Origin of the sequence: Allosphingosinicella sp., assembly GCF_035626655.1 — a bacterium.
GTDB lineage: Bacteria > Pseudomonadota > Alphaproteobacteria > Sphingomonadales > Sphingomonadaceae > Allosphingosinicella.
On record NZ_DASPNF010000001.1, the window covers coordinates 22696 to 47158 of the forward strand.

The 24463-nt window shown below is 69.2% G+C and carries 30 protein-coding genes; 16 read left to right on the forward strand and 14 right to left on the reverse strand.

Annotated elements, in window-relative coordinates; all coding sequences use genetic code 11:
* The first annotated feature begins 110 nt into the window (after positions 1–110).
* The 4 genes from VEC11_RS00130 to VEC11_RS00145 all read left to right on the forward strand — a co-directional run bounded on the left by VEC11_RS00130 (position 111) and on the right by VEC11_RS00145 (position 6171).
* Positions 111–482, forward strand: a complete 372-nt coding sequence (locus tag VEC11_RS00130; protein ID WP_464127944.1) for a hypothetical protein — start codon at positions 111–113, stop codon at positions 480–482.
* A gap of 67 nt (positions 483–549) precedes the next feature.
* Positions 550–1335 (forward strand): ImuA family protein, encoded by a 786-nt coding sequence (locus VEC11_RS00135; protein WP_464127945.1) that lies wholly within the window; start codon positions 550–552, stop codon positions 1333–1335.
* A gap of 130 nt (positions 1336–1465) precedes the next feature.
* A complete protein-coding gene (locus VEC11_RS00140) occupies positions 1466–2929 on the forward strand; it encodes a DUF6504 family protein (RefSeq protein ID WP_464127947.1) in 1464 nt (487 codons plus the stop codon).
* Positions 2926–6171 carry an error-prone DNA polymerase gene (locus tag VEC11_RS00145; protein WP_464127949.1) on the forward strand — a complete coding sequence of 1082 codons (3246 nt, stop codon included), beginning with the start codon at positions 2926–2928 and terminating at the stop codon, positions 6169–6171. The genes VEC11_RS00140 and VEC11_RS00145 overlap by 4 nt, the downstream gene beginning before the upstream one ends.
* Before the next feature lie 93 nt (positions 6172–6264).
* Here VEC11_RS00145 and VEC11_RS00150 read toward each other — a convergent pair whose 3' ends face one another.
* The 3 genes from VEC11_RS00150 to VEC11_RS00160 are packed head-to-tail and all read right to left on the reverse strand — an operon-like array spanning position 6265 to position 7503.
* Positions 6265–6732, reverse strand: coding sequence for an SRPBCC family protein (locus tag VEC11_RS00150; RefSeq protein ID WP_464127951.1), 468 nt, complete (start codon positions 6730–6732; stop codon positions 6265–6267).
* Positions 6729–7187, reverse strand: coding sequence for an SRPBCC family protein (locus VEC11_RS00155; RefSeq protein ID WP_464127953.1), 459 nt, complete (start codon positions 7185–7187; stop codon positions 6729–6731). The genes VEC11_RS00150 and VEC11_RS00155 overlap by 4 nt, the downstream gene beginning before the upstream one ends.
* Entirely contained in the window at positions 7180–7503 is a 324-nt protein-coding gene (locus VEC11_RS00160) for an ArsR/SmtB family transcription factor (protein ID WP_464127955.1), read from the reverse strand. Before VEC11_RS00160 ends, VEC11_RS00155 begins: the two co-directional genes overlap by 8 nt.
* A gap of 98 nt (positions 7504–7601) precedes the next feature.
* Here VEC11_RS00160 and VEC11_RS00165 point away from each other — a divergent pair, with 98 nt between their 5' ends.
* The 3 genes from VEC11_RS00165 to VEC11_RS00175 all read left to right on the forward strand — a co-directional run bounded on the left by VEC11_RS00165 (position 7602) and on the right by VEC11_RS00175 (position 9649).
* Positions 7602–8033: a hypothetical protein gene (locus tag VEC11_RS00165; protein ID WP_464127957.1), complete on the forward strand. Its 432-nt coding sequence runs from the start codon at positions 7602–7604 to the stop codon at positions 8031–8033.
* Between the two features lie 70 nt (positions 8034–8103).
* Positions 8104–8559 (forward strand): hypothetical protein, encoded by a 456-nt coding sequence (locus VEC11_RS00170; RefSeq protein WP_464127958.1) that lies wholly within the window; start codon positions 8104–8106, stop codon positions 8557–8559.
* A gap of 19 nt (positions 8560–8578) precedes the next feature.
* Positions 8579–9649, forward strand: a complete 1071-nt coding sequence (locus tag VEC11_RS00175; protein WP_464127960.1) for an MBL fold metallo-hydrolase — start codon at positions 8579–8581, stop codon at positions 9647–9649.
* On the opposite strand, the gene VEC11_RS00180 is transcribed toward VEC11_RS00175, so the two are convergent.
* The 7 genes from VEC11_RS00180 to VEC11_RS00210 form a co-directional block, all read right to left on the reverse strand.
* The gene (locus VEC11_RS00180) at positions 9630–10523 is read right to left on the reverse strand and encodes a diacylglycerol/lipid kinase family protein (RefSeq protein ID WP_464127961.1); all 894 of its coding nucleotides are present in this window, start codon (positions 10521–10523) and stop codon (positions 9630–9632) included. The genes VEC11_RS00175 and VEC11_RS00180 overlap by 20 nt on opposite strands.
* 6 nt (positions 10524–10529) lie before the next feature.
* Positions 10530–10919: a VOC family protein gene (locus VEC11_RS00185; RefSeq protein WP_464127963.1), complete on the reverse strand. Its 390-nt coding sequence runs from the start codon at positions 10917–10919 to the stop codon at positions 10530–10532.
* 41 nt (positions 10920–10960) lie between these two features.
* Positions 10961–11488, reverse strand: coding sequence for a DUF3617 domain-containing protein (locus tag VEC11_RS00190; protein ID WP_464127964.1), 528 nt, complete (start codon positions 11486–11488; stop codon positions 10961–10963).
* Between the two features lie 14 nt (positions 11489–11502).
* Positions 11503–12045 (reverse strand): DUF3617 domain-containing protein, encoded by a 543-nt coding sequence (locus VEC11_RS00195; RefSeq protein WP_464127966.1) that lies wholly within the window; start codon positions 12043–12045, stop codon positions 11503–11505.
* 137 nt (positions 12046–12182) lie between these two features.
* Positions 12183–12725, reverse strand: a complete 543-nt coding sequence (locus VEC11_RS00200) for a DUF3617 domain-containing protein (protein WP_464127968.1) — start codon at positions 12723–12725, stop codon at positions 12183–12185.
* 49 nt (positions 12726–12774) lie between these two features.
* Positions 12775–13329: a DUF3617 domain-containing protein gene (locus tag VEC11_RS00205; protein ID WP_464127970.1), complete on the reverse strand. Its 555-nt coding sequence runs from the start codon at positions 13327–13329 to the stop codon at positions 12775–12777.
* Between the two features lie 114 nt (positions 13330–13443).
* A complete protein-coding gene (locus VEC11_RS00210; RefSeq protein ID WP_464127972.1) occupies positions 13444–13992 on the reverse strand; it encodes a DUF3617 domain-containing protein in 549 nt (182 codons plus the stop codon).
* 88 nt (positions 13993–14080) lie between these two features.
* Here VEC11_RS00210 and uvrB point away from each other — a divergent pair, with 88 nt between their 5' ends.
* Both uvrB and VEC11_RS00220 read left to right on the forward strand, forming a co-directional pair.
* Positions 14081–16270 (forward strand): excinuclease ABC subunit UvrB, encoded by a 2190-nt coding sequence (gene uvrB / locus VEC11_RS00215; RefSeq protein ID WP_464127974.1) that lies wholly within the window; start codon positions 14081–14083, stop codon positions 16268–16270.
* A gap of 38 nt (positions 16271–16308) precedes the next feature.
* A complete protein-coding gene (locus VEC11_RS00220) occupies positions 16309–16455 on the forward strand; it encodes a hypothetical protein (protein ID WP_464127976.1) in 147 nt (48 codons plus the stop codon).
* Between the two features lie 28 nt (positions 16456–16483).
* On the opposite strand, the gene VEC11_RS00225 is transcribed toward VEC11_RS00220, so the two are convergent.
* Positions 16484–16891, reverse strand: a complete 408-nt coding sequence (locus VEC11_RS00225; protein WP_464127978.1) for a DUF1761 domain-containing protein — start codon at positions 16889–16891, stop codon at positions 16484–16486.
* 19 nt (positions 16892–16910) lie between these two features.
* Entirely contained in the window at positions 16911–17513 is a 603-nt protein-coding gene (locus tag VEC11_RS00230) for a TetR/AcrR family transcriptional regulator (RefSeq protein WP_464127980.1), read from the reverse strand.
* A gap of 146 nt (positions 17514–17659) precedes the next feature.
* Between VEC11_RS00230 and VEC11_RS00235 the strand changes: the two genes are divergently transcribed.
* From VEC11_RS00235 to VEC11_RS00255, 5 genes are all read left to right on the forward strand, one after another.
* Positions 17660–19120 carry an amidohydrolase family protein gene (locus VEC11_RS00235; protein ID WP_464127982.1) on the forward strand — a complete coding sequence of 487 codons (1461 nt, stop codon included), beginning with the start codon at positions 17660–17662 and terminating at the stop codon, positions 19118–19120.
* A 40-nt stretch (positions 19121–19160) separates the two neighbouring features.
* The gene (locus tag VEC11_RS00240; RefSeq protein WP_464127984.1) at positions 19161–19775 is read left to right on the forward strand and encodes a hypothetical protein; all 615 of its coding nucleotides are present in this window, start codon (positions 19161–19163) and stop codon (positions 19773–19775) included.
* Entirely contained in the window at positions 19765–20304 is a 540-nt protein-coding gene (locus VEC11_RS00245) for a hypothetical protein (protein WP_464127986.1), read from the forward strand. The genes VEC11_RS00240 and VEC11_RS00245 overlap by 11 nt, the downstream gene beginning before the upstream one ends.
* A 420-nt stretch (positions 20305–20724) precedes the next feature.
* Positions 20725–20928 carry a hypothetical protein gene (locus VEC11_RS00250; protein WP_464127988.1) on the forward strand — a complete coding sequence of 68 codons (204 nt, stop codon included), beginning with the start codon at positions 20725–20727 and terminating at the stop codon, positions 20926–20928.
* A gap of 52 nt (positions 20929–20980) precedes the next feature.
* Entirely contained in the window at positions 20981–21601 is a 621-nt protein-coding gene (locus VEC11_RS00255; protein WP_464127990.1) for a hypothetical protein, read from the forward strand.
* Between the two features lie 68 nt (positions 21602–21669).
* Here the strand turns inward: VEC11_RS00255 and VEC11_RS00260 are convergent, their stop codons facing one another.
* Positions 21670–22008, reverse strand: coding sequence for a glycine zipper 2TM domain-containing protein (locus tag VEC11_RS00260; protein WP_464127992.1), 339 nt, complete (start codon positions 22006–22008; stop codon positions 21670–21672).
* A 243-nt stretch (positions 22009–22251) separates the two neighbouring features.
* On the opposite strand from VEC11_RS00260, the gene VEC11_RS00265 reads away from it, so the two are divergent.
* Both VEC11_RS00265 and VEC11_RS00270 read left to right on the forward strand, forming a co-directional pair.
* Entirely contained in the window at positions 22252–23541 is a 1290-nt protein-coding gene (locus VEC11_RS00265) for an adenylosuccinate synthase (protein WP_464127994.1), read from the forward strand.
* Between the two features lie 107 nt (positions 23542–23648).
* Positions 23649–24101 (forward strand): hypothetical protein, encoded by a 453-nt coding sequence (locus VEC11_RS00270; protein WP_464127996.1) that lies wholly within the window; start codon positions 23649–23651, stop codon positions 24099–24101.
* Positions 24102–24129: 28 nt separating this feature from the next.
* Here the strand turns inward: VEC11_RS00270 and VEC11_RS00275 are convergent, their stop codons facing one another.
* Positions 24130–24402, reverse strand: a complete 273-nt coding sequence (locus tag VEC11_RS00275; protein WP_464127998.1) for an acylphosphatase — start codon at positions 24400–24402, stop codon at positions 24130–24132.
* Between the last annotated feature and the right edge of the window lie 61 nt (positions 24403–24463).

A 24463-nucleotide genomic window follows, 5' to 3' on the forward strand; every position in this document is an offset into this window, starting at 1 on the left:
GCGCGCCTTGTGGGCGGGAGCGGCGGGAATGTCGAGCCGGAGCCTCTTTGGCGCAGGGCAGGAATTGTGGCATGAAAGGGCAAAGGGGGACGGCCATGCGAATGAGTTTGTTGGCAATATCCATCCTTGCAGGGCTGGCGGCGGCGCCTGCCCGGGCGGAATATCCGTGGTGGGTGATCGGCCAGCGGGACGTGCATGCCTCGGGCGGCGACCGGCTGGTCATCCCGGTGACGAGCGACCGCCGCTTCATCTCGATGCGCGTCTGCGTCCAGCGCCAGGGGGTGAATTTCCGGCAGGTGGACGTGCGCTACCGCGAAGGGGGCAGCGAGACCTTCCAGATCCGCGGCGTCGTGCCCAACCAGAGGTGCAGCGGCGACATCCCTTTGCCCGGGGGAGACCGGTCGCTGGCGGAGGTCGCGATCGTCTACGACAGCGCGGGCCTCGGCACGCGCGGGGTCAGGATGCGGCTGCACGGCCGCTGAAGGCCGGTGCGCTTGACTCTGGCGAAGCAGAAGCGGAACATAAAGTGAACACAAGAGTCCGAGTCGCATGGCCGCTTCGCCTTCCTCCCTCGACGCCCTGCGCGCCGAGATTCGCGCCATCGAGCGCAGCGCCGCCCCGGCCGCAGCCCGGCCGGCGGTGCCGTTCGGGCTGCGGGCGGTGGACGGCCGGCTCGCGGCCGGGGGGCTTAACCCGGCGCTGCACGAGGCCGCCGCCGCCAGCCTTTCCGCCGGCGACGATGCCGCCGCCACGCTCTTCCTCGCCGCGCTGGCCGCGCGCTTCTCCCGGACCGGGGGACAAAAGGGTCAGGTGCTCTGGGCAATGGTGCGGCACGATCTGTTCGCGCCGGGCCTCGCGCAGGCCGGCCTGACCCCGGACCGCCTGCTCTGCGCGCAGTGCCGCGACGATGCGGAATTGCTCGCGGTAATGGAGGAAGGCGTGCGCCACGGCAGCCTCGCCGCCGTGATCGGCGAGGTGAAGCGCGCCGACATGGCCGCGACCCGCCGCCTGCAGCTCGCCGCCGAGGAGGGCGGCACCCCCGCTTTCCTGCTGCGCCGCTGGCGCCGGGCGGACGCCGAACCGCTCGCCGCGCCCTCCGCCGCCTGCACGCGCTGGCGGATCCGCTGCGCGCCGTCCTCGCCTTTGCCGTTCGGGATCGATCCGTCGGAGGGGCTCGGCCGGCCGCGCTGGCGGGTCGGGCTCGTCCGTCAGCGCGGCGGTCCCTCTTACGAATGGCTTTTGGAGGCTCCCGATGCCGAGGCTTGCTTCGCTCTTCCTGCCGCAGCTGGCGATGGAGCGGATCGCCAGAGCGGAGCGGAGAGGCGGGCGGCGTGAGGCGAAAGCCGCGCCTCCCCTTTCCACCGCCCAGCCGGATCAGCTTGTCCCCCCGCCTCCGCACCAGGAGGGAAAAGGCATAAAGCCCGGCCACTGGCGCCCCGGGGCGCGCTGGGCGCGGGAAGCGGTGGTGCGGACGCGGGCGCTGCGCATCGCGAAGCATGCGCTGGTCACCTGGGAGCGCAGCGGCAATCGCGACCTGATCGCCGCCGCCTGCCCGGAGGCGCGCGCGCTCGGCATCGTCCCCGGCATGACGCTCGCCAAGGCGCGCGTGCTGGTGCGCGGGCTCGACGTGCGCCCGGCCGACCGGGGCGGGGACGCCGCCTGGCTGGACCGGCTCGGCCTGTTCGCCGCCCGCCGCTGGACGCCGCGCGCCGCGGTCTCGGGCCCGGACGGGCTCTGGCTCGATCTGACCGGCGTCGCCCATCTCTTCGGCGGGGAGGAGGTGTTGTGCCGCCGGATCCTCGCTTTCTGCCGACGGCTCGGCTTCACCGCGCGGATCGCCGTCGCCGGCAGCCTGGGCGCGGCGCATGCGCTGGCGCGGTTCGGCGGCCGGCCATTGCTGCTCTGTCCCGAGGGCAGCGAGGCGGATCTGCTGGCGCCGATGCCGCTCGCGGCGCTTCGCCTGGAAGAGGAGGTGCTGTCCGCCGCCCACCGGCTGGGGCTGGAGCGGATCGGCGAGCTCGTCGCCATGCCCCGCGCGCCGCTGCAGCGCCGGTTCGGCGAGACCCTGCTGCTGCGGCTCGACCAGGCGCTGGGCCGCGCGCCCGAGCCGTTCGAGCCGATCGTGCCGGAGGAGCCGCCCGCCGTGCTGCTCCGCTTCCTCGAGCCGATCGCCAGCGCGGAGGCGATCGCCGAGGCGAGCGGGGAGGCGGTGCGCCGGCTGGTGCCCTTGCTGACCGAGGCCGGGCTCGGCGTCCGCCGGCTCGTCCTGCTCTGCGAACGGGTCGACAATGCGGTGCAGCCGGTCCTCGTCAGCCTGGCGCGGGCGACGCGGGACGGGGCGCATCTCCACAAATTGCTGTGCGCGAAGATCGAGACGATCGAGCCCGGCTTCGGCATCGAGCGGCTGCGTCTCGTCGCCGCGCGCGTCGAGCCGCTGGCGGCGCAGCCGATCGAGGGCGAGCTGGCGGGGCAGCGGCCGGCGCCCGATCTCGCCACCCTGGTCGACCGCCTCGCCGCCCGGCTCGGCACAAGGCGGGTGCACCGGCTGGGAGCAGTGGAGAGCGACCTGCCCGAACGCAGCGTCCGCGCCGTCGGGCCGCTGGACGCGCCGGAAAGCTGGCCGCACTGGCCGCGCCCGGTCCGCCTGCTGCATCCCCCGGAGCCGGTCGACAAGGTCATGGCCCCGCTGCCCGACGGGCCGCCGCGCCGCTTCGTCTGGCGTGGCCGGCGCTACGAGGTCGCCGCCGCCGACGGGCCTGAGCGCCTCTACGGCGAATGGTGGCGGCACGAACGCGAGCAGGCCGCGGTCCGCGACTATTTCCAGGTCGAGGACGAGAGTGGCGCCCGCTTCTGGCTGTTCCGCAGGGGCGACGGCGAGGATCCGGCGACCGGCGACCTCGGCTGGCACATGCACGGGCTGTTCGCATGAGCCGTCCTGACACCATTTATGTCGAGCTCCAGGTGGCGAGCCATTTCAGCTTCCTGCGCGGCGTCTCCAGCGCAGAGGAGCTGTTCGGCGCTGCGGCGGCGCTCGGCTATCCGGCGCTCGGCATCACCGACCGCAACACGGTCGGCGGGCTGGTCAAGGCGCTGAGGGCCGAACGCGCGACCGGCGTGCGCCTCGTCGCCGGCTGCCGGCTCGACCTGATGGACGGCTCTTCCTTGCTGGTCTGGCCCGAGGACCGTGCCGCCTGGTCGCGGCTGACGCGCTTGCTCAGCGCCGGCAAGGGCCGCGTCGACCGGAAGAAGGGCGAGAAGGGGCAATGCTTTCTCCACTGGGAGGATGTCGAGGCCTGGAACAGGGGCTTGATCGCGGCCCTGCTCCCCGACGAGGCGGGGCGGGTGACCGAGATCGCGCTGGCCCAGCTGGCGGACGTGTTCGGCGACCGTGCCCATCTGGCGCTGACCCACAGGCGGCGGCCCGGCGAGCTGAAGCGCCTGCACGCGCTCAACGAGCTCGCCCGCCGCTTCGGCGTCCGCGGCCTCGCCACCGGTGACGTGCTCTACGACAGCCCCGACAAGCGCATGCTGCAGGACGTCGTCACCGCGATCCGCGAGCATTGCACCATCGACGAGCTGGGCTTCCGCCGCGAGCATTTCGCGGACCGTTATCTGAAAAGCCCCAAGGAGATGGAGCGGCGGTTCAAACATTTCCCCGATGCGGTGCGGGCGACGGCGGACATAGCCGAGCGCTGCACCTTCTCAATGCGGGAATTGAGCTATCAATATCCGGACGAGATCGTGATGACGGGGCGGACGCCGCAGGAGGCGCTGGAGCGGCTGACCCGGGCCGCCATCATCGAGCGATTTCCGGAAGGCGTCGGCCAGGCCCAGGCCGATCTGCTGGAGCATGAGCTGAAACAGGTCGCGAGCTGGGGCTATGCGCCCTATTTCCTGACCGTCCATTCGGTCGTCCAGTTCGCGCGCAGCCAGAACATTCTCTGCCAGGGGCGGGGCTCGGCCGCCAATTCGATGATCTGCTTCGTGCTCGGAATCACCTCGATCGATCCGGTGAAGCACAAATTGCTGTTCGAGCGCTTCCTCTCCGACGACCGGGACGAGCCGCCCGACATCGACGTCGATTTCGAGCATGAGCGGCGCGAGGAGGTGATCCAGTGGATCTACGACACCTACGGACATCAGCATGCCGCGCTGACCGCGGTGGTGATCCGCTACCGGACGCGGAGCGCGGTCCGGGAGGTGGGCAAGGCGCTGGGCCTGTCCGAGGATGTGACCTCGACCCTGTCGGGGCAGGTCTGGGGCTGGTCCAATGACGGCGTCGCCGAGCGCCACGTCGCCCAGCTCGGCCTCGACAAGGACGATCCGCGGCTCGCGCTGACGCTGGAGCTCAGCCGGCAGCTGCTCGGCACGCCGCGCCATCTTTCCCAGCATCCGGGCGGCTTCGTCCTCACCCGCGACCGGCTCGACGACCTCGTGCCGATCGAGCCGGCGACGATGGACGAACGCTGGGTCATCGAATGGGAGAAGGACGATCTGGAAGAGCTGAAGATCATGAAGCTCGACGTGCTGGGCCTCGGCATGCTCGGCTGCATGCGCCGCGCCTTCGATCTGCTGGCCGCGCATAAGGGCCAGCTTCTGACCCTTTCCTCGCCCGAGATGCAGGAAGAGGATCCCGTCGTCTTCGACATGCTGTGCGAGGCGGACACGATCGGCACCTTCCAGATCGAAAGCCGCGCGCAGATGTCGATGCTGCCTCGGCTTCGCCCCAGTATCTTCTACGACATCGTCATCCAGGTCGCGATCGTCCGGCCCGGGCCGATCCAGGGCAATATGGTCCATCCCTATCTGCGCCGGCGCGAAGGCAAGGAGGCGGAGGAATATCCGTCGGAAGAGTTGCGTGAGGTGCTGGAGAAGACCCGGGGCGTGCCGCTCTTTCAGGAGCAGGCGATGAAGGTGGCGATCGTCGGCGCCGGCTTCACGCCCTCCCGGGCCGATGCCCTCAGGCGTTCGATGGCGACCTTCAAAACGACGGGAGGGGTCAGCCATTTCCGCGAGGAGATGATCAGCGGCATGCTGGCCAAGGGTTATAGCGAGGACTTCGCCGAACGTACCTTCAAGCAGATCGAGGGCTTCGGCAGCTACGGCTTCCCCGAGAGCCACGCCGCCAGCTTCGCGAAGATCGCCTACGCCTCATCCTGGATGAAATGCTACCATCCGGAGATTTTCTGCGCGGCCCTGCTCAACGCCCAGCCCATGGGCTTCTACGCGCCCGCCCAGTTGGTCCGCGACGCGCGCGAGCACGGCGTCGAGGTGCGGCCGGTCTGCGTGAATGCCAGCCGCTGGGATTGCACGCTGGAAGAGAAAGGGGAGGGGAAATATCTCCCGCTCCGCCTCGGCCTGCGCCAGGTAAAGGGCCTCGCCAATGAGCATGGTGCCCAGATTGCCGCCGCCGCCATGGACGCGCCCTTCACCTCGATCGACGACGTCTGGACGCGCTCGGGCGTGCCGGCGGCGGCGCTGGAGAAGCTTGCCGATGCCGACGCCTTCCAGACGCTCGGGCTCGACCGGCGGCAGGCGCTCTGGAAGATTCGCGGCCTTGGCGGCGGCAAGCCGCTGCCGCTCTTCGCCTTCGCCGACGCGCGCGGGCAGGAGCCCGAGGTGCAGCTGACGCCGCTGACCGCGGGCCGCGAGGTGGTGGAGGATTATCGCGCCGTCCAGCTTTCGCTGCGCGACCATCCGGTCAGCTTCCTCCGTGCGGAGCTGGATCGCCGGGGGCTCATCCCCTGCGGCGCGCTGAAGGACCTGAAGGACGGCGCCAGGGTGAAGGTCGCCGGCATCGTCCTGGTCCGCCAGCGCCCCGGCAAGGGCAATGTCACCTTCATCACCCTGGAGGACGAGACCGGCATCGCCAATGCGATCGCCTGGCAGCGCATCTTCGAGGCGCACCGCCCGATCATCCTCGCCTCCGCGATGATCGCGGTGCATGGCAAGCTGCAGAAGGAGGGCAAGGTCATCCACGTCGTCAGCGAACAGATCGAGGATCTGACGCCCCTGCTCACCACGGTCGGCGACCGGGACTTCCCGCACCGCACCGGGCCGGGCGACGGCGCCCGCGGCGGCGGCCGCGACCCGCGCGACCCGCCGGAGCGTGAGGCAATCCTCGCCGGCCGCGACGGCGGCTTGCGCATCAGGTCACGCAATTTCCACTAGAATGTCGTCATTGCGAGGAGCAGAGCGACGAAGCAATCCAGCTCGCCTCCCGTCCGCTGGCTTGCTTCGCTCCGCTCGCAACGACGGGAAAGGCTAGCGGTGCTTCCACGCCTCCACGACCGCATCCGGATGCCGGTCCAGCACGAAACCGGGCTCGATCCCATGCTCCAGCCAGATTTTCGCGCCGGCGAGCACCAGAGCGAAGCCGCCGGTCGCATCGAGCGCGCGGGCGAGCTTTTCCTCGTCCGTGCCGTGAAAGCCGCGATTCTCGACCGTGACCCAGGTCCGGTCGGCCCCGCGCGGCTCGAACAGCCATTCCACCTCGGTCACCGGCTCGTCCCAGTCGATCAGGATACGGCGCCCGGGCTCGATCGCCTTGACGAGCACGTCCGTGCCCGCGCCGTACATCTCCCACTCCCAGCGCAGCTGCGCGCCCGGCGCCAGCCGCGCATGGCCGTGGCTGAACCAGAAACGCGCGGTGATCGCCGGATTGGCGAAGGCCTCGAACACCTCCGCCACCGGCCGGCGGATCAGCATGGCGGCATTGGCCACGGGGTTCACTGGCTGCCCCACAAATCGGTCATCACCTTGCCCGTCTCCAGCAGCGACTTGAGGTTCGAGAGCACGGCGGGCCAGCCGCGGCTGATGCCCGCGAGCATCGCGGAGCCGGCCTCGAGCTCGCTGTGCGTGACAGTGAGCCTGGTATCCTCGCCCGCCGGCGCCAGCTCATAAACAACGCGCGAGACTTTCTCCGGATCATTCTCGTTCTCCGGCGAGGCCCAGGTCGTCACCAGCCGCCGCGGCGGATCGATCTCGACGACCCGGCCGACGATGTCGACCTTGCCGCTGCCGTCGGTCCGCACATGCTCCCAGCGCGATCCGGGCTGCCAGTCGGAGCGGTTGTGATGGCCCCAATATTGCCTGGTGACCTCCTGGTCGATCAGGCCGGCCCACACCGTGTCGGCGCTGGCGGCGATATAGATGACATAGACGAAGGCGGGGGCACGCTCAGGCACTCTTCTTCTCCCTGGTTTCGGCATGGCTTTTGAGGTCGGTCAGCGCCTCGATCCGGGCATCCTCGAACTTGCCGACCCAGCGCTTCACAATTTCCCCGATCGGCACCGGATTCAGATAATGGAGCTTCTCCCGGCCCCGCCAATGGACGGAGACGAGATTGGCGGCTTCGAGGATGGCCAGATGCTTGGCCACGGCCTGGCGCGTCATCGGCATGTCCGAAGCGAGCTGGCGCAAAGTCTGCCCGCCGGCGGCGAACAGCCGGTCGAGCAGGGCCCGGCGACTCGGATCGGCAAGGGCGCGGAAAACCTCTTCCATGGCGGGCGATATATGCAACCGTATAGTTGCATGTCAAGACCCCGCCCTTGCCGCCTGTCGAGCCAGGCCCTAAGTGGCTGGAGCCTCCGGAGAGCCTCATGCGTACCCCCCTCGTTGCCCTGTTTCTTCTCGCCGCCGCACCCGCGCTCGCGCAAACTGCCCAGCCGAGGCTGGGCGCGCGCACCCAGTCGCCGGACCAGCTGGTCGGCGCGCTGAGCCGGGTCTCGCCCGAGGAGGAGATGCGCCAGCTCGTCGCTGCCGCCGACGCGCACCCGCTGGGCAGCCTCGAAAATCCGGTGCGGGTCGGCGGGCCGGAAGGCGAGCGCGCCTATCTCGGCCGCCTGCGCTGCGCGGACGGAGCCCAGCCGCGGATCGGTGCGCGGCACGAGGCGGGCGTCGGCGCCTTCGGCTCGGTCGTCTCGGCCTACGAGCTGAATTGCGCCGGGCAGGCCAGCCGGATCGCCTTCGACATGTACCATGAAGAGCATCGCGAGACCCGGGCGCCCGCGGGCTTCACGCTCAGGCCCTAGCGGCTCGGGAAGGGCTTGTGCCCCGTCCGGCCTTCCCGCAAGCTCGCCTCCCAGGCTAAGGAGGGCCGCCATGCGTCGCTTGCCGTTTCTCGCCCTGGTCCTGCTCGCCGCCGCCACGCCGGCCGCGGCCCAACTCGGCTTCGGCCCACCCCCTCAGGAGGTCGCGCGGCTGGTCGAGCGGGCCCGCGACCTGCCGCTCGGCTCCGCGCAGAATCCGGTGCGGGTGAACATGCCGGCCGGCGAGCACGCCTATATCGCTCGCCTGCGCTGCGCCGACGGCACCCGGCCGCGCGTCGGGCAGCGCAGCAATATCGGCGTCGGCGCCTTCGGTACGATCGTCGACCGCTGGCCGCTCGATTGCGGCGACGCCGCGCCCGGCCGCTTCGATCTCCATCTCGACATGTATCACCCCAATCATGTCGAATCCCGTGCGCCCGCGGGCTTCTCCCTGATCCCCGACGGCAATGACGATGGCGATGATGAGGACGGCGGCAAGCCCGCCGCGCCCGCCGATCCCACCGTCTGACGGGCGCCGCTGATCCACCATGCGTCGGCTGCTGAAATGGCTGGGGACCGTGCTGCTCTTCCTGCTCGTCGCCCTGAGCTTCGCGCCGACCCTGGTCCCGCCTTTCCTCGACCGGATCTATTATGCGGGCCCGGCGAGCGATCATTTTGACGGCCGCCGCTTCTTCAATCCCGGCACGCGCGAGCCGCCGCGGCTCGATCCGCGCCGCTTCTTCAACCGCTGGATGCAGGGCGAACGGGCGGTCTGGCCCGACAGCGCGCCCGTGCAGCAGACGGTGCCGCCGCGCAATGTGGCCGGAGACGGGATGCGCGTCACCTGGATCGGCCATTCGACCGTGCTGGTGCAGGTCAATGGGCTCAACATCCTGACCGATCCGATCTGGTCGGACCGCGCCTCGCCCTTCTCCTTCATCGGGCCGCGGCGCGTGCGGGCGCCCGGCGTGCGCTTCGAGGATCTGCCGCGCATCCATCTCGTCGTCGTCAGCCACAATCATTACGACCATATGGACCTGCCGACCCTGAAGCGGCTCTGGGAACGGGACCGGCCGCTGATCGTCACCAGCCTTGGCAACGACACGATCCTGCGCGGCGAGGGGATCGAGGCGGTGACCCGCGACTGGGGCGGGCGCGTCCTCGTTCCCGGCGGCGGCGAAGTGGTGGTGCTGCGGAACCATCATTGGGGCTCGCGCTGGGGCACGGACCGCAACCGTGCGCTCTGGTCGGCCTTCTCGATCCGGACCCCGCACGGCAACATCTTCTTCGCCGGCGACACGGGCTGGGGCGACGGTTCCTGGGTGCGCGAGGCGGCGCGGGCCGGGCCCTACCGGCTCGCGATCATCCCGATCGGCGCGTTCCTGCCGCGCGACGTCATGCAGAACAGCCATGTCGGGCCTGAGGAGGCGCTCGCCATCTTCCGCCTGCTCGATCCGCGCATGGCGCTCGCCGTCCACTGGGGCACCTTCCAGCTCTCCTTCGAGGGGATGGACCAGCCGCCGCAGGTCCTTGCCGATCTCCAGCGGCAGCAGGGCCTTCCGCCCGGCCGCTTCATCGCCACCGCCGTCGGCCAGCCATTCAGCGTTCCGGCACGATGAGCCGCAGCGCCTTCGGGCGGATGCGGTAGCGGAGCGGCGTCTCCATCCGGAAGGTCTCGCCGTCGGCCGATACCACGAGGACCGGGCGGTCGGCGCTGATTTCCGCCTCGCTTACATAAGCGGTGATGAAGTCGCGCTGCTGGTCGAGCTTGCCGAATATCCCGCGGATCCCCGCCCAGAAGAGGTGCAGGCGGCTCTTCGCGCGGATCGCGTAGAGGCAGAGCTCGCCCTCGTCGAGCCGCTCCCGCTTGCCGAGGCCGAACAGGGTCACGTGATAGCGGTTGTTGCCGACGAACAGCAACGGCGTGCGGATCGGCGCCTCCAGGCCCGGCGCGCTGATCCAGAGCCGGTGGCGCCGGAAGGAGCGGAGCGAGGCCAGGCTCGCCGAGAGCATCGCGCGGCGCTTCGAGCGGCCGAGCTTCTCCTGCTCCAGCTCGCGCAGCATCACCATGTCCGGATAGAGGCCGACCGAGCTGTTGTTGACGAACACCCGGCCGTTGACCTCGGCGAGATCGATCTCCCGGACCTGGCCCTCGGCGATCGTCTTTGCCGCCTCCTCGATCCCGGCGGGGATGCCAGCATCCCGGGCGAGATGGTTGAGCGTGCCGAGCGGCAGGATGCCGAGCGGGCGGCCCGTTTCGGCGAGATGGCCGGCCGCGCAGGAGAGCGTGCCGTCGCCGCCGCCGGCGACGACCGCGTCGAGGTCGGGCGCCTGCGCAGCCTCCTTCAGCGCCTCGTAGATGTCCGCGGAGTCTGTCATCCGGACGTCGGCCACGACGCCCGCCGCCCGGAACGCCTCGACGATCCGGGTCTCCTCCTCGGCTATGCCCTTCAGCGTGCCGCCCGCGCGGTTGACGATCGCCCGGACGCGCATGGGCTCCTAGGCCGGCCCCGTCCGGAAGGCGCAGAATTTGTTGCCCTCGGGGTCGCGAAAATAGGCGCCGTAAAAGGCCTGCGGGCCCTCGGGCGAGCGAAGGCCCGGCGGGCCTTCGCAGGTGCCGCCCAGCTCCAGCGCCTTGCCGTGGAGGGCGTCGACCTTGTCGCGGCTGTCCAGCACGATCGCGATCATATTGCCATTGCCGGCTGTCGCCGCCTCGCCATTATAGGGTTTGCAGACGGCAACGCCGGCGCTCCCCCACCCGGTTCCATAAAGCGTGAAATTCTCGCCGAATTCCATCAGCCGGCCGGCGCCGATCGAGCCGAACAGATCGTCGTAATAGGCGCGGGCCTTGTCGAGGTCGTTGGACCCCAGGGTCACATAGCCGATCATCCATTTCCTCCCTCAGATCCTGTCCGGCGCGCCGGCGCCGGCTATTCGGTACAGTCGCCGACGCGGCGCCCGGTCAGGGCGCTCTCGACGCGCACCGGAATGGACGGCGACATCGCCGTTGCCGGCGTCGCGCCCTCGCCGCTGATCGCCGCCTGCAGGGTGTCGGCCGTGAAGCTCCCCACCATCGCCTGGCGCAGGTCGGGCGCGCCGCTGTTCGAGCGGCAGTTCAGGGTCATGCGAATGCGCCCGCCTGCAAAGATCTCCTCACCGGTCTCGCACGTATAGCCGCTCTGGCCCTGGATCACGCGGTCGCGGATAGCCACACCCGGATTGGCGGCTTCGCCCGGGGTCAGGCAGCTGCGCTCGACAGTCGTGGCCGCGGCCAGGGCTGCCTGGAGCTGCGGCTGGATCTCCGCCGGCGCGGTGGGCGCGTCGACGGTCACCACCCGTGTCGTCAATTCCCAGAGGCCCGGCCGCATGGCGGTGCCGCCCGGCGCCTGCCCGTTACCGCCCTGCGAGTTGCAGGCCGCGGCCGCGAGGGCCACGAGCAGGGCGGCGGGCAGCTTCATCCCCCCAGGCCCGGTCAGAGCCCGGCGGGCGCACCCGGCGTGGCCGGCTGGGCCGGGCAATCGCCGAGACGGCGGCCACGGAGCGACACCGAGGCGCGCATCTCGCCGCCGCCGGGCGCCATCACGTTGGGGCCCTGCGTGTTGAGCGTCGCGTTGAAGGTGGTCGCGGTGAAGCGGCCCTCGAGGGTGCTTGTCTGGTTGCCCTGCGGCCCGCCCATCGGCCCGCCGGCCGGACAGGAGCTGTTCTGGCGCAGCACGCCGTTCGCATAGACCTCGTCGGTGAAGCGGCAGGCGGCGGCCTGGCCCTGGCTGACCACCTGCTTGGTGAATTCGAGGAAGCGGCGGGCCTGGTCGTCGGTCAGGCAGGCGCGGCCCGTGTCGGGCCGGCCGGCGCGGGCGCGCATCTGCTCGCGGACCTCCTCCGGCGCGTTGGGCAGCGAGATCGAGCGGATCTCCGTCACCAGCTCCCACTGGCCGGCCTGGATCTGGTTCGGCGCCGGGGCGCAGGCCGTCGTGGCGGCGAGCGCGAGCGGCGTCAGGAAAAGCACTCTCTTCATCAAAGCCCCTTCTCAAGGAATGCGTACGGGATTCGCGTGCCCGCCCTTAGTCGCATAAGCGGAAGCGAGGCAATGGACGACGTGACGCGCACGCCGCCCCTGCCTCGCCGTTCCGTCCGCGGTCCGCGCGCCGAACGCTATTGCGTGCCGCTGCCCGGACACTCGCCCGTGCGCCGGGCCGAGGTTTCCGCGCTGATCCGCATCCCGGTCACGCCGGGCATCTGCGCGGAGGCCGGCCCCTGGGCGTTCACGTTCATCGTTACGTTCATCGTCGTCTCGGTGAACGTGCCCTCGAGCGCGATCTGGGCCGAGCCGCCGCCGGCCGCGGGGCAGGTCCCGCGGATGCGGACCACGCCGCCAGCGAAGACCTGGTCCGAGAAGGTGCAATTGGCCGTGGGGCCTTGCCGCGCCATGATCCGGCGCATCTGGCCCATCGGATCGCGCGCCTGCTCGGGAGTCAGGCATTCGCGGGAGTTTTGCGACTGGCCGACCTGGGCATTGGCCCGTGCCTGCATTTCCGGCGGCGCGCCGGTGAGCTGGAGCTGGGTGATCTTGGACGTGGATTCCCACATGCCGGGCTGGCGCTGGGCGGCGCCCGACCCGCCACCGCCGCCGCCGCCCGAGCAGGCGGCGAGCAGAATGGCGGCAAGGCTGGCACCGACTAAGGCAGTTCGTTTCATTGGAGGTCCCCCTTTTTCAATCTGGTGGCGCCCGAAGCGGGGCCGTCTTCTAGAGGCTGTTGCCGGACGGAGCCGGTGCCGCGGGCGCCGCCGGTGCGCCCTGGCACTCGCCGACGCGGCTGCCGTTGATCTCGGTGGTCATCCGCAGCGAGCGCGGTCCGCCCGTTGCCATGCCGTCGGCGTTGACCGTCATCCTGGCCTGCAGCGTCGTGTCGGTGAAGCTGCCCTCCATCGTCATCGAGCCCTGGCCCGGCTGGCCGGTGGTCGACCGGCAGGTGACGCGGATCCGGATCACGCCGCCGGTGAAAGTGTCCTCGTCGGTGGTGCAGGCCGCGCCCGGCTGGCCGCGCGTCATCACCTCGCGGAACTGGCGAAGCGGATTGGAAGCCCGGTCCTGGGTGATGCAGGTCCGGTTGGTCTGCTCGCGGTTGAGCTGGGCCTGCATCGGGCCAAGCATCTCGGCCGGTGCGCCCGGAGCCTCGAACTGGGTCATCTTCGCCTTCATTTCCCACATGCCCGCCTGGATATGCTCGGGGCCGCCCCTGTTGCAGGCGGCGAGGAAGATGACGGCCGCGCCCGCCGCGAGGAAAATCGACTGCTTCATCCGGGGTCCCCTTGTTCTTGCGGCCGCTGGATTCGCGCCCTTCCCGTTTCGTGTCCGATATCGCCCGCCGTGGCAACCGGCGACGTTCTGGCACCTGACGGGCGAACGATCCGTCTATCGGGCGGGGGTCGCAGCGTTCGCGGCTGCGTTGGTCTGTCCCGGATCACCGACCAAGGGGCTGCGCGGGCACTCTCCGGTACGGCGACCCCTCGACCGGATCCGGGCGACCTCCCGGGTTCCTTCCGCCGACTGACTTTGGACAATCTCTTCAATCTCGAAGCTGGTCGGCGTGAATCGGCCGGTGACATTGTTCCAGTACCTGCCTTCATCGGTGGCGAAGCACTCCCGAGTCCCCTCGACGCGCCCGCCCGGAAAAGTCAGGTCGTCGGTGCATTGGCTGTGCACGGTCGCCGGCCCGAAGAAGGTCTCGTTGGCATTCGGAATGTTCGGACGCAGGCCGTCGGACATGCACCACATGATGACGACGTTTCTGGGCATTTCCCGGTCAATCCTCTCCGAAAGAGTGATCGTCGGTCGCATCTCCCAGAAGCCTGGCTGAAAGATGACATCCGGTTCGGCATTCACGGTCGCATTGTTGGCCTCGTTCCGGCCGCTGCAGGACGTTGCGGCCAGCGCCGCGATCATGATGACGGGACGCAGCATATGCTCCTCCCCCCTTAACCTGGACCGGCCCCCGCCGGCAGGTGTCAGAACGGTAGCGCTCCGCGGCCCGGATGACCATATAGGCCGCATGGCGATCACCATCCGCACGAGCCTCGAAGAGCCCGAGACCGGCCAGACCTTCGTCCCCCATCGTCCCGAGCGCCCGGAGAAGGCGGAGGGCGGCAAGGCCTTCCGGATCGTCTCCGACTATCAGCCGGCGGGGGACCAGCCGCAGGCGATCGCCGAGCTGGTCCAGCAATTCCGCGAGCAGGAGAAGACGCAGGTCCTGCTCGGCGTCACCGGCTCGGGCAAGACCTTCACGATGGCGAAGGTGATCGAGGCGCTGCAGCGTCCGGCTTTGGTGCTCGCCCCGAACAAGATCCTCGCCGCCCAGCTCTACGGCGAGTTCAAGAGCTTCTTCCCCGACAATGCGGTCGAATATTTCGTCTCCTATTACGATTATTACCAGCCCGAGGCCTATGTGCCGCGGTCGGACACGTACATCGAGAAGGAAAGCTCGGTGAACGAGGCGATCGACCGGATGCGGCACTCGGCGACGCGGGCGCTGCTGGAGCGGGACGACGTGATCATCGTCGCCTCGGTCTCCTGCCTCTACGGCATCGGCTCGGTCGAGACCTATTCGGCGATGATCTTCGACCTGAAGAAGGGCCAGACGGTCGACCAGCGCGAGATCATCCGCAAGCTGGTCGCGCTCCAGTACAAGCGCAACGACCAGGGCTTCGCGCGCGGCAATTTCCGGGTCCGCGGGGACAGCCTCGAAATCTTCCCGTCGCATTATGAGGACAGCGCCTGGCGGGTCGCCTTCTTCGGCGACGAGATCGAGGAGATCGTCGAGTTCGATCCGCTGACCGGCAAGAAGTCCGCGGCGCTGGACTATGTCCGGGTCTACGCGAACAGCCATTATGTGACGCCGGGCCCGACGCTGAAGCAGGCGATGGAGGCGATCCGCTTCGAACTGGCCGAGCGGCTCAAGGAATTGCAGGCGGAAGGACGGCTGCTGGAGGCGCAAAGGCTGGAGCAGCGCACCAATTTCGACCTGGAGATGATCGCCGCGACCGGCTCCTGCGCGGGCATCGAGAATTATTCCCGCTTCCTCACCGGCCGCCTGCCCGGCGAACCGCCGCCGACCCTGTTCGAATATCTGCCGGAAAACGCTTTGCTTTTCGTCGACGAGAGCCACCAGACCGTGCCGCAGATCGGCGCGATGGCGCGCGGCGACCACCGGCGGAAGCTGACGCTCGCCGAATATGGCTTCCGCCTGCCCAGCTGCATCGACAACAGGCCGCTGCGCTTCAACGAATGGGACGTCATGCGCCCGCAGACCGTGGCGGTTTCGGCGACGCCCGGCCCCTGGGAGCTGGAGCAATCCGGCGGCGTCTTCGTCGAGCAGGTGATCCGCCCGACCGGGCTGATCGACCCGCCGGTGGAGATCAAGCCGGTCGAGGACCAGGTGGACGATCTGATCGCCGAGGCCCGCGAGACCGCGCGCAAGGGCTATCGCACCCTGGTCACCACGCTCACCAAGCGCATGGCCGAGGACCTGACCGAGTTCCTGCACGAGGCGGGCCTTCGCGTCCGCTACATGCACAGCGACGTGGAGACGCTGGAGCGGATCGAGCTGATCCGCGACCTGAGGCTCGGCGTCTATGACGTGCTGGTCGGCATCAACCTGTTGCGCGAGGGGCTCGACATCCCGGAATGCGGGCTGGTCGCGATCCTCGACGCGGACAAGGAGGGCTTCCTGCGCTCGGAAACCAGCCTCATCCAGACGATCGGCCGCGCCGCCCGCAACGTCGAAGGCAAGGTGATCCTCTATGCCGACCGGATCACCGGCTCGATCGAGCGCGCGCTGAACGAGACCGGGCGGCGGCGCGAGAAGCAGGAGGCCTATAACGCCCTGCACGGCATCACCCCGACCACGATCAAGCGCGACATCGCCGACATCCTGAAGGATGTCTCCAACCGCGACAGCGTCATGGTCGACACCGGCGACGAGGAGGCGACGCACCTCGTCGGCCACAATCTCCGCGCCTATATCGACGACCTCGAGAAGCGGATGCGCAAGGCCGCCGCCGACCTCGAGTTCGAGGAGGCCGGGCGCCTGCGCGACGAGATCAGGCGGCTCGAGGCCGGCGAGCTCGGCCTCGCCACCGAACAGAGCCGCGCCCCCGTCATCGGCGGTTCGACCGAGGGCAAGCCGGGCACGCGCAAGGGCAAGTACGGCCGGGTGCAGCGCAAGTGGGGCGGGCGGCGCTAAGCCGCGCAACCGGGCAGCTCCGTCCCGGTTGAGCCCGCATGATCCGTAAGCTCAAATCCGGCTGGCGCCTCTACTCGCGCAAGAAGGACCCGAAGACCGGCAAGCGCCGCAATCTCGGCACGTTCGACACGCGCGCGGCGGCGGAGAGGCACGAGCGCGAGGTGCAGTATTTCAAGCGGCACTAGCCGCCCGCGCCGCACCTGCGCCCACTGATCAGCCCATCGCCGCCAGGATCACGCCGAAGATCGTGAACTGGATCGTGAAATAGCCGGCGTTGATCAGCCAGAGCGCGAACGGCCGCCGTTCGAACAGATAGTTGAGCCCGAAGCTGAAGCCGACGATGCCGAGGCCGGTGGCGAAGCCGAAGCTGGCGCCGTCCGCAATGTCGGTGACGCCGGTCGTGAACCAGGCGAAGACGAAGGCACAGACCAGGTTGCAGAGGAAGGCGCCGCCGAAGATCATCGCCATATTGGCGTTCTTCTTCAGCTCCTCCTCATTGAAGCCGTTCAGCCGCACCCAGGCCCTGGCGAACAGCAAGGGCGAATACCAGAGGCCGCCGAGCACGAAGGCCGACAGCGCCGCGAGCACCACCGCCAGATAATTGATGTCGGGTAAAGTCATGTCCCCCTCCCTTAAGTGACTACGCCGCGACCGCCTCCGCCTCGCGCAGCATCCGGTCGAACTGGTCGCGCAGCATCGCGATGTTGCGGTCGAAATAGCCGATCTCGCGATAGGTGCGCGCCTGCATCACCGCGCCCTCCATCACGGTCAGCACGAACTCGGCCAGCTTGCGCCGGTCGATCGTCGCGGGCAGGCGGCTCCCCGCGGCGTCCAGGCAGCGGTGGATCGCCGCCGTCCAATTCTCGAAATTGGCGGCGAGCAGCTCGCGGATCGCGGGATCGGGCTCGTGCAGCTCCAGCGCCAGGCTGCCGATCGGGCAGCCATAGGTGCAGTCGCTGGTCGCCAGCATGGTGCGATAGGCGTTGAGCAGGGCGAAGATCCGCTCGATCGGGTCCTCGACGCCGCTCCAGGCCGGCGCGAGCAGCCATTCCTCGATGCCGTCGCGATAGGCCTCCAGCACCGCGGCGAGCACGTCCTGCTTGCCGGGGAAGACATGATAGAGGCTGCCCGAATGGACCTGGGTGCGGCTCAGGATGTCGGCCACGCTGGTCGACTGGAAGCCTTTCTCGGCAAACAGGTCCATCGCCGCCAGCACGATCCTGCGGCGCGTGTCGGCATTCATCGGAAGAGCCTCGCTTTCATGTCTTGGTTGAACGATCAATCAATTGCCATGTCAAGCGCGCATTGACCTAGTCTTTGCCTCTCCTTTGCATAGCGGAGCGCGACGGGCGATGATGCGCGGGGTGGGCGATTCGATGGGAGGCATCGATGCGCGACGATCTTGACCCCGACGGCCGGCGGCTTCCGATCAAGATCGACCGGACCTCCAACGGCGAATATGCGCCCCCCTTGCTGACCCCGACCCAGAAGCTCGCCAACCGGCTCGCCCACGAGGCCGCCGGCGAGAACGCCCGTCGGCTCGGCCTTTCCCGCCGCTCCTTCCTGGTCTCCGCGGCGGGCGCCGCGACGGTGCTCGCCGCCGTCAACCGGGCGGCGGAAGCGGGCGGGCTGCGCGGCGGCGCCTTCGCGATCGACGAGGAGGCGACGCTCGACCAGCAGCGCGCCGCGGCGGCGGTCGGCGGCGACGAGTTCATCTTCGACGTGCAGACCCATTGCGTCGAGCCGGCCGGCCGCTGGGCGCAGGGCGCGGACGGCCAGCGCTGGGCCCGTGTGCTGGCGCAGGTCTTCGGCCAGGCCTCCAAATGCACGAGCGGCAGCTTCGACTGCTATTCCGCCCAGACCCTCGCTCGCGAGGTCTTCCTCGACAGCGACACCGACGTCGCCGTCGTCTCCGCCCTCTGGGGCCAGCCCAATCCGACGCCGATCGAATATGCCGACGAGGCGCGCGAGATCGTGCGCGCGATCGGCGGGGAAGGGGCGCGCGCCCTCATCCATGGCGGCGTTTTCCCGCAGGAGCCCGGCGCGATCGAGGCGATGGACTCTATGGTCGAGCGGCACCGGGTCGAGGCCTGGAAGCTCTATCCCCAATATGGCTCGAACGGCCGCGGCATCTGGCTGGACCGGAGCGAGCATGCCAACCGTTTCTTCGAGAAGGCACGGGCGCTGGGCGTGAAGACCGTCGCGGTGCACAAGGGCGTGCCGCTGGGCGGGCTCGAATATGAATATAGCAGCCCGCGCGACATGGGCCCGGCAGCGGTCGCCAATCCGGACATCAACTTCCTCGTCTATCATGGCGGCTTCGAGGGCGGGAAGACCGAGGGACCCTACAATCCCGCCGCGCCGGAGGGCGTCGACCGGCTGATCAAGTCGCACCAGGATGCCGGCCTCCGTCGCAACCAGGGCAATCTCTACGCGGAGATGGGCTCGCTCTGGCGTTATTTCATGGGCCGGCCGCAGGAGGCCGCCCATGTGATCGGCAAGCTCCTCAAATATTTCGGCGAGGAGCGGATCATGTGGGGGACGGATTCGATCTGGTACGGCAGCCCGCAGGACCAGATCCAGGCCTTCCGCGCCTTCACGATCAGCGAGGAATATCAGGAGCGCTACGGCTATCCGGCGCTGACCGCCGAGGCGAAAAGGAAGATTTTCGGCCTGAATGGCGCGCGGGTCTACAATATCGACGTCACGGCCCTGCACAATCGCGGCGCGCTGCAGGAGCGCCGCGCCGCCTGTCGCGAGCGCCGCAACCCGAGCTTTGCGACCTATGGCCCCAAAACGCGGCGCGAATTCCTCGCGCTATGGGATGCGCGCGGCGGGATACCGGGCTAAGGAGCCGAATCTGATCGCGCCGAAAAAGGACCGACCGCCGATGATCCGCCCCTTCCTGCTCTCCGCCACGATCCTGCTCGCCGGCTGCGCGCGCTCGGAAGAGGCGCGCTACGCGCAGATCGACAATGTCCAGCTGCCGGCGACGAATGCCACCGACCTGACGGATGACGAGGATCTGACGGTCGGCACCTGGCAGGCGGGGCTGCAGGAAGAGCAGCCCGTGCTGCAATTCGGCCCGGTGGGCGCGCCCGCCCGCTTCAGCATCGGCTGCGACGAGCGCCGCAACCTGCTCCTGTTCTGGCCGGGGGCGGCGCCGGGGGGCGATCTGCCCAACATGCTCGTGACGGTGGGCAGCGAGACGCGCCGCCTCGCCGTGGTCAGCGCGGCCGGCGTCACGCCGATGCTGCGCGGCACGCTGCCGCCCAACGATCCGTTCGTGCGCGTGCTGACCGGTGCGAGCACGCCGATCATCGTTCGGGTTGGCGACGCGGCGCCGCTGATCATGCCGCCCAGCCCGGAGATTGCCAGCTATATCCGGCGCTGCGCGAGCGGGGAGGCGCGCAGCACGGCGGCGGCGCCGGCCGGCAACAGCGTCGAGGCGAACGGGTCGGTGGATGTTATCGGGGGGAATGCGGCGACGACGAATGCCCAATAGGCCCGTGCCCCTGCGCTGGACCGGTGCGGCGCTCGCCATCCTCGCCCTCGGCGCCTGCGTGCCGCGCAGCGCGCAGCCCGCGCCGACCCCCACGCCGGCCCCGCGCCCGGTCCCGCTGCCGCCGCCTCCCCCACCACCCGCGCCGCCGCCCGCGGACTGGACGACCGGGCCGCTCAGCCCCGGCGACTGGACCTATTCCCCGCTGCCCGATGCGGCGCTGGCCAGCTTCCGCTCCGACCGCGCGACCTTCACGATCCGCTGTCAGCAGGATCGCACGATCTGGCTCGCCCTCTCCGGCGCGCAAGCCGACGCGCTCACCATCCGCACCTCCTATGGCGTGCGCCGGCTGCCGGCGACGCGCGTCGATCTGAACGAGATGCTCGCGGCGGTTCCGGTCAACGATCCGCTGCTCGAGCAGATGGCGTTCAGCCGCGGCCGTTTCCTGGTCACGGTGGAGGGCGGCCCGTCGCTGGTCGTGCCGGCCTGGCCGGAGGTCGGGCGGGTGATCGAGGATTGCCGCGGGCAATAAAAAAGGCGGCAAGACCAAGGTCGTTCAGGCTACGCCTGAACGTGAATCCTGGTCTCGATTATGGAATGAAGCCTGATTCACGCCTGCGGTTGTCGCTTCGCTCCAACCTTCGGCGATCCAGGCTTCAGGCCGCCCGCGAAGCCCGGAATCCTAGCGCCAAAATAAATATGATCAAGTCTTGATCCGCGATTCCGCGCGACTCATATTGAACGGGCCATCAACTTAGCGAAAGGAGGTGATCCGATGTCTCATGGTTCAGCAGAGGGGTCGGTCAAGTCCGTTCGGGAGCAGAAAGCCTAGTCTTTCCAATGGCTTCCGGGCTGGAGACTTCCGGCCGCTGACCATGTCGAGAGGCCGTCGGGGGAACCTTCCCGGCGGCCTTTCGCTTGTCCGGGCCATGGGAGGCGGACGGAGGCGAGGATGAGCGGCGAGAAGGATCGTGACGGCGGGCCGGGCCATCCCCTGCCGGCAAGCGAGGAGGCCGGGCACGACCGGCTTCCCGAGCATGTCGAGGCGGAAAAAGGGCTGGGCGACGACCCCGCGCCGCGGGTCCAGCCGGCCGGCGATCCCGTCGATCCCGACGGCGATCCCTACGAGCTGCCGGACGAGGCGACGGAACTGTAAGGCCGCTCGCGTGTCTGTTACGCCATGGATATGATCAACCGGAGTTGATGCCATGGCGAAGAAATCGACCTCAAAGGGGGCGGACAGCTCGAGCGGCGGCGCCGCGGACTTCATTCCCGACGCCCTGCGCGAGGCGGGCAAGCGCGCTGCCGACCTGGCGCGCAACCCCGTGGCGCGCAGCCTGCTCGTCGCGGGCCTGCTCACCGCCACTGCGGCGCTCGCCGCCAACAAGAATGCGCGCGACACCATGAAGCGCACCGCCAAGGGCGCGCGCGACGCGGCCGAGGCCGCGACCGAAGCGGCAGCCGAGAGCGCGAACCGGATCGGGGCGGCGATGATCGACGCGGCGACCGAGGCGGTCCGCAGGATGATGGGCGAGGCCACCCCGGCCGAGGCGGCGGCCGCCCCGGCGGCGGCCGCTCCGGCGGCGCCTGCCCGAAAAGCGGCCCCGGCCCGCAAGGCCGCGAAGAAGCCCGCCGCCAGGGCGTCGGCCGCCATGGCGCCTGCCGCGAAGTCGGCCAAGCCTGCTGCAACGCCCGCCCCGACGAAGAAGGCGCCGGCCCGGGCGGCTGCCGCGAAGCCGGCCGCTGCCAAGGCCGCGCCGGCAAAGAAGGCGCCCGCCAGGAAGCGGTCCGCCAGGAAGACGCCGGCGAAGAAGCCCGGCGCGAAATAGGTTCGGGGTGAAAAGGAGCGGGCCGCCCCTTTCGGGGCGGCCCGTCTCATTCAGCGGCAATCCGCGCCTTAACGGCAGCGACGACGGCTGCTGCTCCTCTGGACCTCGCGGCCGACCAGGGCGCCGGCGACCGCGCCGACGATCGTGCCGGTCGTGCGGTTGCGGCCACCGTCAATCGCGCGGCCGACCAGCGCGCCACCCGCGGCGCCGATGATCAGACCAGTGGTTCCGTTCGAACGGCGGCAGCGATAGCGGCCGCGGCTGTCCCGCCAGACCGGCCCGTTATAATAGCCGCTGCGGTCGTAATAACGCCGCTGGGCCTGGGCCTCGCCGGTGGTCGCCGGCACTACGAAGGTGACCGGAACGGCCACGGCGGCCGCAGCAGCGGCGAGAACAAGATTGCGCATGTCACTTCTCCCTTGGACCCGTGCAGTATGGACCCCTCAACGTCTCCAGGGTGCGGTCGGTTTCATTAACCTCATACAACGATCCGGGAGGGCTGCGGCAAAGCGTGGCTGGGCGAGGATGACGGGTCTGCCCCGGCGCAAAGGCGCAGTTTTTTCGTTGTCTGCAATTTTTCGAGCCCGGGGATGTTTCCATCTGCCTCGAAATCGCTCTAGAGGCCGCTGCGCAGCCGAAAGGATAGTAGCTTGGCGAACGTCACCGTGATCGGGGGCCAGTGGGGCGACGAGGGTAAGGGCAAGATCGTCGACTGGCTGGCGAGCCGCGCGGATCTGGTCGTCCGCTTCCAGGGCGGCCACAATGCCGGCCACACTCTGGTCGTCGGCGACATGACCTACAAATTGTCGCTGCTGCCGTCGGGCATCGTGCGCGGCACGCTCTCCGTGCTCGGCAATGGCGTGGTGCTCGATCCCTGGGCGCTGAGGGCGGAGGTGGAGAAGCTCGGCGAGCAGGGCGTCGCGATCACCCCCGCCAATTTCCAGATCGCCGACACCTGCCCGCTGATCCTCCCTTTCCACCGCGACCTTGACGCGCTGCGCGAGGATGCCTCGGGCAAGGGCAAGATCGGGACGACGCGCCGCGGCATCGGTCCGGCCTATGAGGACAAGGTCGGCCGCCGCGCGATCCGGGTCTGCGATCTCGCCCATCTCGACGATCTCGGGCCGCAGCTGGACCGCATCTGCGCCCATCACGACGCGCTCCGCGCCGGCTTCGGCAAGAAAGGGATCGACCGCGCCCGGCTCCTCGCCGACCTGGCGGAGATCGCCGATTCCGTGCTCCAATATGCGCGGCCGGTCTGGCTGACGCTGCACGAGGCGCGGCAGCGTGGCCGGCGCATCCTGTTCGAGGGCGCGCAGGGCGTCCTGCTCGACGTCGACCACGGCACCTATCCGTTCGTTACCTCCTCCAACACCATCGCCGGCACCGCCGCCGGCGGCACCGGGCTCGGGCCGTCGGCGGCCGGCTTCGTGCTGGGCATCGTCAAGGCCTATACGACCCGCGTCGGCTCCGGCCCCTTCCCGACCGAGCTGGAGGACGAGATCGGCCAGCGGCTGGGCGAGCGCGGCCGCGAGTTCGGCACCGTGACGGGGCGGCGGCGGCGCTGCGGCTGGTTCGACGCGGTCCTCGTCCGCCAGTCCTGCGCCGTCTCCGGCGTCACCGGCATCGCCCTCACCAAGCTCGACGTGCTCGACGGGCTGGACGAGGTCAGGATCTGCACCGGCTACACGCTCAATGGCCGGCCGCTCGACCATTTCCCCGCCCAGGCCGGCGACCAGGCGGCAGTGGAGCCCGTCTATGAGGTGATGGAGGGCTGGCAGGACTCGACGGCGGGGGCGCGGTCCTGGCGGCAGCTTCCCGCGCAGGCGATCAAATATATCAGGCGCATCGAGGAGCTGATCGCCTGTCCCGTCGCTTTGGTTTCGACCAGTCCCGAGCGCGAGGACACGATCCTGGTGCGAGACCCGTTCCACGATTGACGGCAAGGCGAGTTCAAGGGAAACAAGGCCGGTCTCCGGAACTCCACTCACTCCTTCCGAGCCTTCCGGACGATTTTGTTCCCGGCGTTGCTAATCGGGGGGCAGCGATGGACATCCTTCAGAACCAATATATCCAGGTCATCGCGACCTTGGCTGGCCTGCTGAGTGCGCCTTTGGTCGTCTGGCAGATTATCAGGGAAGTGATCATCCCGGTCGCTACCGGGGTCCGGAAGACCAAGAGCCGATCGCGGGTCCACCTCAAGAATGTCACGGGACTTTCGCGTGAAAATCCCGCCTATATGTCAGCCTGCGTTCTGATCCACCTGGTCAGAATCCTCGCCTCGTTCTTTTGCGTGACCGCGTCGATCCTGATGGTCATCGCAGCCCTGTTCCTTCACCTGTCGGGCGTCTCGAATCCGGTTTTCGACGTCGTTTCGATCGCCTTCCTCGTGCTTTCGAGCGTCTTCCTGCTCGGCCTCCTGATGTCGGCGAAGCGATTCTCCGACCGCGTCCGAAAAGACATCGCGCCGGATTCGCTCGTGACGCGCAGCCTCTTCTGAGGCGCAGCGTGATGCGCGTGCCGGCCGGCTAGGCGGTCGGGCGCAGCGCGAAGCCGGCCGGCGGAATTTCGTCGCTCGCCGTAACCTCGACCCGTTCGACCCGCGCCGCCGACGGGCCCCGGTGGCATCGGCGGATCAGCTCCTCCACCGCTACATCCGGCCCCGCGACCAGGATCTCGACGCTGCCATTCTCCCGGTTGCGCACCCAGCCGTCCAGGCCCAGCGCCTCCGCCTGCTCGACCGTCCAGCCGCGGTACCAGACCCCCTGGACCCGCCCGGTGACGGTCAGGCGGCGGCTCATCGCGCCGGCCGCAGCGGATAGTTGAGCGAGCGGACGGCCTCGCTCGCCGGCGGACAGGCCG

What these genes read in the sequence shown, in the direction of transcription:
- VEC11_RS00230 (WP_464127980.1), bottom strand. Translation starts at nt 17,513, where the DNA reads ATGAATGCCGACACGCGCCGCAGGATCGTGCTGGCGGCGATGGACCTG.
- VEC11_RS00270 (WP_464127996.1), top strand. Translation starts at nt 23,649, where the DNA reads ATGGACATCCTTCAGAACCAATATATCCAGGTCATCGCGACCTTGGCT.
- uvrB (WP_464127974.1), top strand. Translation starts at nt 14,081, where the DNA reads ATGGCGATCACCATCCGCACGAGCCTCGAAGAGCCCGAGACCGGCCAG.
- VEC11_RS00220 (WP_464127976.1), top strand. Translation starts at nt 16,309, where the DNA reads ATGATCCGTAAGCTCAAATCCGGCTGGCGCCTCTACTCGCGCAAGAAG.
- VEC11_RS00195 (WP_464127966.1), bottom strand. Translation starts at nt 12,045, where the DNA reads ATGAAGAGAGTGCTTTTCCTGACGCCGCTCGCGCTCGCCGCCACGACG.
- VEC11_RS00185 (WP_464127963.1), bottom strand. Translation starts at nt 10,919, where the DNA reads ATGATCGGCTATGTGACCCTGGGGTCCAACGACCTCGACAAGGCCCGC.
- VEC11_RS00145 (WP_464127949.1), top strand. Translation starts at nt 2,926, where the DNA reads ATGAGCCGTCCTGACACCATTTATGTCGAGCTCCAGGTGGCGAGCCAT.
- VEC11_RS00210 (WP_464127972.1), bottom strand. Translation starts at nt 13,992, where the DNA reads ATGCTGCGTCCCGTCATCATGATCGCGGCGCTGGCCGCAACGTCCTGC.
- VEC11_RS00255 (WP_464127990.1), top strand. Translation starts at nt 20,981, where the DNA reads ATGGCGAAGAAATCGACCTCAAAGGGGGCGGACAGCTCGAGCGGCGGC.
- VEC11_RS00245 (WP_464127986.1), top strand. Translation starts at nt 19,765, where the DNA reads ATGCCCAATAGGCCCGTGCCCCTGCGCTGGACCGGTGCGGCGCTCGCC.
- VEC11_RS00240 (WP_464127984.1), top strand. Translation starts at nt 19,161, where the DNA reads ATGATCCGCCCCTTCCTGCTCTCCGCCACGATCCTGCTCGCCGGCTGC.
- VEC11_RS00225 (WP_464127978.1), bottom strand. Translation starts at nt 16,891, where the DNA reads ATGACTTTACCCGACATCAATTATCTGGCGGTGGTGCTCGCGGCGCTG.
- VEC11_RS00205 (WP_464127970.1), bottom strand. Translation starts at nt 13,329, where the DNA reads ATGAAGCAGTCGATTTTCCTCGCGGCGGGCGCGGCCGTCATCTTCCTC.
- VEC11_RS00200 (WP_464127968.1), bottom strand. Translation starts at nt 12,725, where the DNA reads ATGAAACGAACTGCCTTAGTCGGTGCCAGCCTTGCCGCCATTCTGCTC.
- VEC11_RS00190 (WP_464127964.1), bottom strand. Translation starts at nt 11,488, where the DNA reads ATGAAGCTGCCCGCCGCCCTGCTCGTGGCCCTCGCGGCCGCGGCCTGC.
- VEC11_RS00235 (WP_464127982.1), top strand. Translation starts at nt 17,660, where the DNA reads ATGCGCGACGATCTTGACCCCGACGGCCGGCGGCTTCCGATCAAGATC.
- VEC11_RS00175 (WP_464127960.1), top strand. Translation starts at nt 8,579, where the DNA reads ATGCGTCGGCTGCTGAAATGGCTGGGGACCGTGCTGCTCTTCCTGCTC.
- VEC11_RS00180 (WP_464127961.1), bottom strand. Translation starts at nt 10,523, where the DNA reads ATGCGCGTCCGGGCGATCGTCAACCGCGCGGGCGGCACGCTGAAGGGC.
- VEC11_RS00170 (WP_464127958.1), top strand. Translation starts at nt 8,104, where the DNA reads ATGCGTCGCTTGCCGTTTCTCGCCCTGGTCCTGCTCGCCGCCGCCACG.
- VEC11_RS00250 (WP_464127988.1), top strand. Translation starts at nt 20,725, where the DNA reads ATGAGCGGCGAGAAGGATCGTGACGGCGGGCCGGGCCATCCCCTGCCG.
- VEC11_RS00165 (WP_464127957.1), top strand. Translation starts at nt 7,602, where the DNA reads ATGCGTACCCCCCTCGTTGCCCTGTTTCTTCTCGCCGCCGCACCCGCG.
- VEC11_RS00160 (WP_464127955.1), bottom strand. Translation starts at nt 7,503, where the DNA reads ATGGAAGAGGTTTTCCGCGCCCTTGCCGATCCGAGTCGCCGGGCCCTG.
- VEC11_RS00260 (WP_464127992.1), bottom strand. Translation starts at nt 22,008, where the DNA reads ATGCGCAATCTTGTTCTCGCCGCTGCTGCGGCCGCCGTGGCCGTTCCG.
- VEC11_RS00135 (WP_464127945.1), top strand. Translation starts at nt 550, where the DNA reads ATGGCCGCTTCGCCTTCCTCCCTCGACGCCCTGCGCGCCGAGATTCGC.
- VEC11_RS00275 (WP_464127998.1), bottom strand. Translation starts at nt 24,402, where the DNA reads ATGAGCCGCCGCCTGACCGTCACCGGGCGGGTCCAGGGGGTCTGGTAC.